Raw genomic sequence first — 6,671 nt, 5'->3', positions numbered from 1 at the left:
CTCGCAGCGGATCCCCGTGGCCCCGCTGACGCAGGTGTCGGTGCCGGGGCCGCCGTCGAGCGCGTCAGGTCCGAGTCCGCCGTACAAGCGGTCGTTGCCGCGGCCGCCGCTCAGGTCGTCGTGTCCCTTGTCGCCCGACACGACGTCGTGCCCGGCCCCGGAGTAGATCGCATCCTCGCCGGGACCGCCGTAGATCACGTCGTTGCCGCCGGCCGCGAAGATCCGGTCGTCGCCCGGTCCTCCCGTGGCCTTCATCCTGCCGGCGCCCACGCCCACGTCGTCGACCGCGTCGCTGCCGGTGTAGTCGACCCAGAGCGGCCAGCGGTTCTGCGACCCGGCCGACAGGAACGTGTACGCGTCGATCCCGCGGACGCTGCCGGTGCCCGCGGAGCCCGGCGTGCGGAAGGAACCCGAACGGGCGTCGACCACGAGCGGGAGGTTGTGGACGGTGTCCTTGGCGATGACGACCAGTGCGTCGAGGTGGGAGTCGGGCACCCCCGGCTTGCTTCCCAGGATGCCCAGGGTGTTCACGCCGGCGCCGTCGCCGGTGATCTGCAGCGTGAAGATGTCCTTGTCGTCGCCACCGAACAGGTGGTCGTCGGCCCCGCCGTAGGCGAGGACGTCGTCGTTGCCGGCGCCTCCGAAGAAGACGTCGGCGCCGCCGCCGACGGACACGGAGTCCCGCCCGGACCCGCCGTAGACGAGGTCGTCGCCGGGACCGGCGCAGACCGTGTCGTCACCGCCGAGTCCGCGGATGGTGTCGTCGCCCCCGAGCGCGAAGATGTAGTCGGGGCCCGGGGTGCCGCTGATGACGTCGTCACCGTTGGTCCCGAGGTGGGTCGTGAGCTCGGTGAAGGAGCACGGCCCACCCGGTCCGCCGGCAGGTGGGCTCGCCGCGGCCGCCGTGCTCGGCTGCGCGAGCAGGGCAGTGGTCGCGATGGTCAGCGCGGCAAGAGCCGCGCGGGTGCTGCTGGTCGGCTTCGGCATGGTTCGTCTCCGTGAAGGGCGGTCGTCACAACCAAGACGCGCACCAGCCTGCCAGGGTTGCATCGGTCCGCCAGGACTGTCGGCCGGAGAGATGCCGAGAGCCCGGGTGGTGACCACCCGGGCTCTCGATCTGTACGCCATCAGGGACTCGAACCCCGAACCCGCTGATTAAGAGTCAGCTGCTCTGCCAATTGAGCTAATGGCGCTCGGCTCGACAGGCTGCGTGAGCCTGCGAAGCGACAACTAGATTACCGCTCCCGGCCGTCCGGGTGAAATCGAGGACGGGGATGGTCTCAGCGCGACTCGAGGACCGCCTGGGCGGCGTTGTGACCGGCGATGCCGGAGACGGCGCCGCCGCGGCGCGCGCCGGAGCCGCAGAGGAGGACCTCGTCGTGACTGGTCTGCACGCCCCACCGCTCCGCCGGCGTCTCGAGGCGCGCTCGGTCGGGTGCCCACGGCCACTCGAGGTCGCCGTGGAAGATGTGGCCGCCCGGCATCGCCAGGTCGCGCTCGATGTCCTGCGGGATCTTGGCCTCGATGCACGGCTGGCCGTGCGCGTCGCGGGCGATGCAGGTCTGGAGGGGCTCGACCAGGTGTGCGTCGAGGGAGGCGATCGCGCGGCGTACGGCCTCCTGCTTGGTGCCCTCGGGGTCGGCCTCGAACAGCGACGCGGGGGTGTGGATGCCGAAGTACGTCAGGGTGTGGGTGCCGGCGGGGGCGTCGCCGAGGATGCTCGGGTCGGTCAGCGAGTGGCAGTAGACCTCGCCGGGCAACGGGTCCGGGAGACGCCCGGCGGCAGCGGCGCCGTACGCCGACAACAGCTCGCCGTAGCCCTCGGACAGGTGGAGCGTGCCGGCGAACGCGACCTCGGGGTCGACCCCGGACCTGAGCTGCGGAAGCCGGTCGAGGAGGAAGTTGATCTTGAGCTGCGCGCCCTCGGGCTTCGTGGTGTCGTCGTGCGGCTCGCCGAGCAGGAGCCCGAGCACCCACGGCGCCACGTTGGCGAGCACGACGTCCGCCTGCAGGCCCTGGTCGTTGTAGCCGTCGTGCCACACCACCTCGGCCGCGCCCGCCCCGGGCCGGATCGAACGCACGCCGGCGCCCGTGACGATCTCGGCGCCGGCGTCGAGCGCGGACTTGGTGAGCGCGTCGGTGACCGCGCCCATGCCGCCCACGGGCACCCGCCACTCGCCGGTGCCGTTGCCGATCAGGTGGTAGAGGAAGCAGCGGTTCTGGACCAGGGCCGGGTCGTGGAGCGACGCGAAGGTGCCGATCAGGGCATCGGTCGCGACGATGCCGCGGATCGTGTCGTCGGTGAAGCGGCGCTCGATCGTCTCGCCCAGCGGCGCGACGACGATGTCGTTCCAGGTCGTGGGGTGGACCTGGGACCGGATCTGGCTCGCGCGGGGCAGCGGCTGGAGCAGGGTGGGAGCGACGACCCAGCCGAGCCGTGCCACGTCGGTGTAGAACGTGCGCCAGGCTTCGTACTCCTCGTCGGAGCCGGTGAGGGCGTGGAAGGACTGGCGGGTCTGCTCTCCCTCGACCCGCTCGACGAGGAGGCCGCCGGGCTTCCCGTCGCGGTCGACGGGGGTGTAGGACGCGGTCGGCCGCGAGACCAGGTCGATGTCGAGGCCGAGGTCGGTGACGATCTGGTCGGGGAGGAGGGAGACCAGGTAGGAGTAGCGCGACAGCCGGGTCGGGTGGCCGGCGAAGGCCTCCGCGCTGACGGCGGCGCCGCCGACGTTCCCGAGGCGCTCCAGGACGACCACCGACAGCCCGGCCTTCGCAAGATAGGCCGCTGCGGTGAGCCCGTTGTGTCCGGCGCCGACAATGGCGACGTCGTACCTGCTCCGAGAGGTCACGCCCCGACAATAACGGGGATCCGACGCGGCTCCGTCGCCGTACCAGCACCGCGACGGAATAGGCGCCCGCGGGTTATAGTTGACTTGGCAACCAAGTGTGCCGAACCAACATCCTGGAGGTGGGCGCGATGCCCGCGATCACTGTCGACGACCTCACCGTGCTCGAGCGGCTCAAGGAGCCGGGCCTCGGCGACCAGCCCCGGCCGGTGTGGCAGGTCAGCACCGCGCCGGAGGGCCTCGAGGGGGAGGGCTTCCCGGTGCGCCGCGCGTTCGCCGGCATCGACATGCGCCAGCTCGACCCGTTCATCATGATGGACCAGATGGGTGAGGTGGACTACGCGCCCGGAGAGCCCAAGGGCACGCCCTGGCACCCGCACCGCGGCTTCGAGACCGTCACCTACATCATCGACGGCGTCTTCGACCACCACGACTCGCACGGCGGTGGCGGCACGATCACCGACGGCGACACCCAGTGGATGACCGCCGGCAGCGGCCTGCTGCACATCGAGGCGCCGCCGGAGTGGCTGGTCGAGAAGGGCGGTCTCTTCCACGGGATCCAGCTCTGGGTGAACCTGCCCCGCGACGCCAAGATGAACGACCCGCGCTACCAGGACATCCGCTCCGGCCAGGTCGCGCTGGTGACGACGCCCGACGCGGGAGCGCTCGTGCGGGTGATCGCCGGCTCGGTCGACGGGCACGACGGTCCGGGAGCCACCTTCACGCCGATGTCCTTGGTCCACGCGACCATCGAGCCCGGCGCGCGGCTCGACCTGCCGTGGAACGTCGACTTCAACGCCCTCGTCTACGTCCTCAACGGGCAGGGCACGGTCGGTCTGGACGGTCGTCCGATCCGGATGGGGCAGTCCGCGGTCCTCGGCGCCGGCGACTACCTGACCCTCACCGCCGACGGCAAGCAGGAGGGGCGCTCGCCGAAGCTCGACGTCATCGTCGTCGGCGGTCGCCCGATCAACGAGCCGATCGCCTGGGCCGGACCGTTCGTGATGAACACCAAGGCCGAGCTCGTCGACGCCTACACGGACTTCCAGAAGGGCCGGTTCGGGCAGATCCCCGCCTGACACCTAGAGTCCGAGCATGGCTCGGCTCTACCGCGACGCGTTCGGCATCCCGCACCTGAGGGCGGACTCGCTCCTCGACCTCGCCCGCGCGCAGGGACGGGTGACCGTCGCCGACCGGGCCTGGCAGCTGGAGTGGCTGCGCCGCCGCGCCAACGGCACCACGGCGGAGATCGTGGGGGAGCCCGGGGTGTCCTGGGACCGGTTCTCGCGCCGGATGCGCACCGTCGAGACCGCGCAGCGGGCCTTCGCGGCATGCACACCGGAGACCCAGCGGTTCGTGTCGTCGTACGTCGACGGGGTCAACGAGGCGCTCGCCGACCTCGACCCCGACACGGTGCCCGAGCTGCGTGGGCTTCGCCGGGAGATCGGGGACCTGAGCCCCGGCGAGTGGGAGCCGTGGATGCCGCTCGCGACGTTCCTCGGCCAGCACCTGCTCTTCGCCAACATCGGGGGGCTGCTGTGGAAGCGGCTCGCCACGGAGGTGCTCGGCGACGACGTGCGGTTCCTCTCGCACCAGGACCCGACCGCGTCCGGCAGCAACGCGTGGGCGGCGGGTGGCGGGCGGACGGCCAGCGGGCTGCCGCTCATCGGGGGCGACCCGCACCGGATCATCGAGCAGCCGGGCGTCTACCAGCAGGTGCGGCTGGTCTGCGAGGACCCGGCGGACTCCTTCGACGTGGTCGGCTACACGTTCGTCGGGGTGCCCGGGGTCCAGCACTTCGCCCACGCCGGCGAGGTGGCGTGGGCGATCACCAACGCGTGCGCCGACTACCAGGACGTCAGTGAGGACGACGGCTCGGAGGTCGTCCGCCGGCACAGCGAGACGATCCAGGTGCTCGGTGGCGACCCGGTCGAGATCGACGTCGTCGAGACCCCGCAGGGTCTGGTCTTCGAGGACGGTCTGGCCGTCCGTACGTCGTCGTGGGAGCTCGGCGAGCTCGGGTTCGACGCGATCCTCGGGCTGCTCCGGGCGCGCACCGTCGACGACGTCGACCGGGCGCTCGACGCGTGGGTCGAGCCGGTCAACAACGCCGTCATCGCCGACCGTTCCGGGGCGGTGCGCTACCGCATCGCCGGGCGGGTGCCGGTGTGCGACGAGACCGGCGCGTGGACCGGCTGGCTCACCGATCCCAACCGCGCGGAGATCCCCGCCGACGGCCACGTCGTCACCGCCAACGAGCGGCGCGGGCCCGAGTCCGCTGCGATCGGCACCGTCTTCGCGGCGCCGTACCGTGCCGATCGCCTGCACGCGCTCCTGGAGGGTCGGGCCGACCTCACCTGCGCCGACTACGTCGCGTTCCACAACGACGCGCTCCTGCAGACGGTGCCGATGGTCACCGCGCTGGTGCCGGGCGCGTTCGACGGGTTCGACGCGGTCATGGCCGGCGACTCGACGGAAGCCGCCCGCTACGCGGCCTTCCGCAGCGCACTCGTGCGGCGGCTGTGCACGGAGCCGGTGTTCGCCGGGCTGTTCGCGCCGCCGGCGGGTCACGCGCACGAGGACGTCTTCGCGCCGTGGCTCAACCCGACCTACCGGATCGGGCTGGCGCTCCCGCGGCTCGCCAACGAGGCGATCGCCGGCCACCGGCCGTTCGGCATCGACCTGGTCGCCCACGCCCGGGCCGCGCTCGCCGAGGTCGAGGCGGCGCACGACCGGACCGCGACGTGGGGCGACACCCACGTCACCGACCCGGTCCACTGGTTCGGCCTGCTCACCGACCGCGACTACGACGACCTGCCCCGGCTGCCGCTCTCCGGTGNGTGCGCTGCTGCGTCTCCTACCCGGCGATCTCGGACGAGTGCAGCCGGGGCTCGGTCGCCCGTTACGTCTGGGACCTGGCGGACCGGACCGCCGGCGGCTGGGTGGTGCCGACCGGTGCCCACGGCCGCCCCGGCGAGCCGCACCACCACGACCAGCTGCCGCTGTGGGCCGCCGGCGAGCTCGCGCCGATCGTGACCGACTGGGATGCGCTGACGGAGGTCGGGTCTTCCTTGCCGGAGTGACCCACAGGTCACCCTGGCAGTGACGACCCCTTCTTCTCGAAGAAGTGCGTGGCGTGGGGGTCGCTGCCGGGATAGCGCTCGACGGAGCGGTAGCCGAACCGCTCGTACATCGCGATCGCCTCGGCCAGCACCGCGTTGGTGTCGAGCACGATCCGGGTGCATCCGCGCTCCACGGCCAGCCCCTCGAGGTGCCGGAGCATCCGTGACCCGAGTCCGGCGCCGCGCCAGTCGGGGTGCACCCACATCCGCTTGATCTCGATGGTGTGGGCGTCGAGGGCCGGAGCGGGCCGGATCCCGCCGTACGCCACCGGCTCGCCGTCGCTGGTCGCGAGGACGTACGTCGAGCCCGGTCCCGATGCCGCTGCCGCCACCGGCCCTGTGGTCCGGTAGCCGGTGGGGAACCGGGCATCGATCTCGGCGAGGTAGCGCCCGAGTGCCTCGCGACCCCCGGGGTGCTCGGGCGGCACCTCGAGCAGGCGCACCGTCGCCGCCCGGACCAGCAGGTCGGCGGTGGCCAGCGCGTCCGCGAGCCGGTCGCGCTGCCGGTCGGTCAGCGGGGCGACGATCCGCGCGGCCAGCTCCTCCGACCGCTCGTCGAGGTCCTGGCGCGCTGTCCGGCCGGCGGCCGTGAGGCGTACGACGCGCCGGCGCTGGTCGGCCGGGTCGGTCTCGGTGGCGACCAGCCCCTCCTGCTCGAGCCGCCGCAGCATCCGGGAGAGGTGACCGCTGTCGAGGTCGAGCC

The 6,671-nt window shown here is 72.3% G+C and carries 4 protein-coding genes, 1 tRNA gene and 1 pseudogene; 2 read left to right on the top strand and 4 right to left on the bottom strand.

Annotated features, from left to right (window positions below; translation table 11 throughout):
• From H0488_RS21040 to H0488_RS21030, 3 genes are all read right to left on the bottom strand, one after another.
• A partial coding sequence (locus H0488_RS21040; protein ID WP_281369722.1) for a calcium-binding protein occupies window positions 1–987 on the bottom strand: 987 nt, incomplete at its 3' end.
• A gap of 133 nt (window positions 988–1,120) precedes the next feature.
• Window positions 1,121–1,193, bottom strand: a tRNA-Lys gene (locus H0488_RS21035).
• 87 nt (window positions 1,194–1,280) lie between these two features.
• Window positions 1,281–2,849: a phytoene desaturase family protein gene (locus tag H0488_RS21030; protein ID WP_312856462.1), complete on the bottom strand. Its 1,569-nt coding sequence runs from the start codon at window positions 2,847–2,849 to the stop codon at window positions 1,281–1,283.
• Window positions 2,850–2,977: 128 nt separating this feature from the next.
• Between H0488_RS21030 and H0488_RS21025 the strand changes: the two genes are divergently transcribed.
• Both H0488_RS21025 and H0488_RS24385 read left to right on the top strand, forming a co-directional pair.
• On the top strand, window positions 2,978–3,925 hold the full coding sequence (locus H0488_RS21025) for a pirin family protein (RefSeq protein WP_183101170.1): 948 nt from the start codon (window positions 2,978–2,980) through the stop codon (window positions 3,923–3,925).
• Window positions 3,926–3,941: 16 nt separating this feature from the next.
• Window positions 3,942–5,929: pseudogene (locus tag H0488_RS24385) on the top strand (penicillin acylase family protein).
• 8 nt (window positions 5,930–5,937) lie between these two features.
• On the opposite strand, the gene H0488_RS21015 reads toward H0488_RS24385, so the two are convergent.
• A partial coding sequence (locus H0488_RS21015; protein WP_183101169.1) for a bifunctional helix-turn-helix transcriptional regulator/GNAT family N-acetyltransferase occupies window positions 5,938–6,671 on the bottom strand: 734 nt, incomplete at its 5' end.

Source organism: Nocardioides pelophilus, from assembly GCF_014180685.1.
Lineage (GTDB): Bacteria > Actinomycetota > Actinomycetes > Propionibacteriales > Nocardioidaceae > Nocardioides > Nocardioides pelophilus.
The sequence above is the reverse complement of the archived record's forward strand: the minus strand, read 5'-3'. Positions and strand labels throughout refer to the sequence as shown.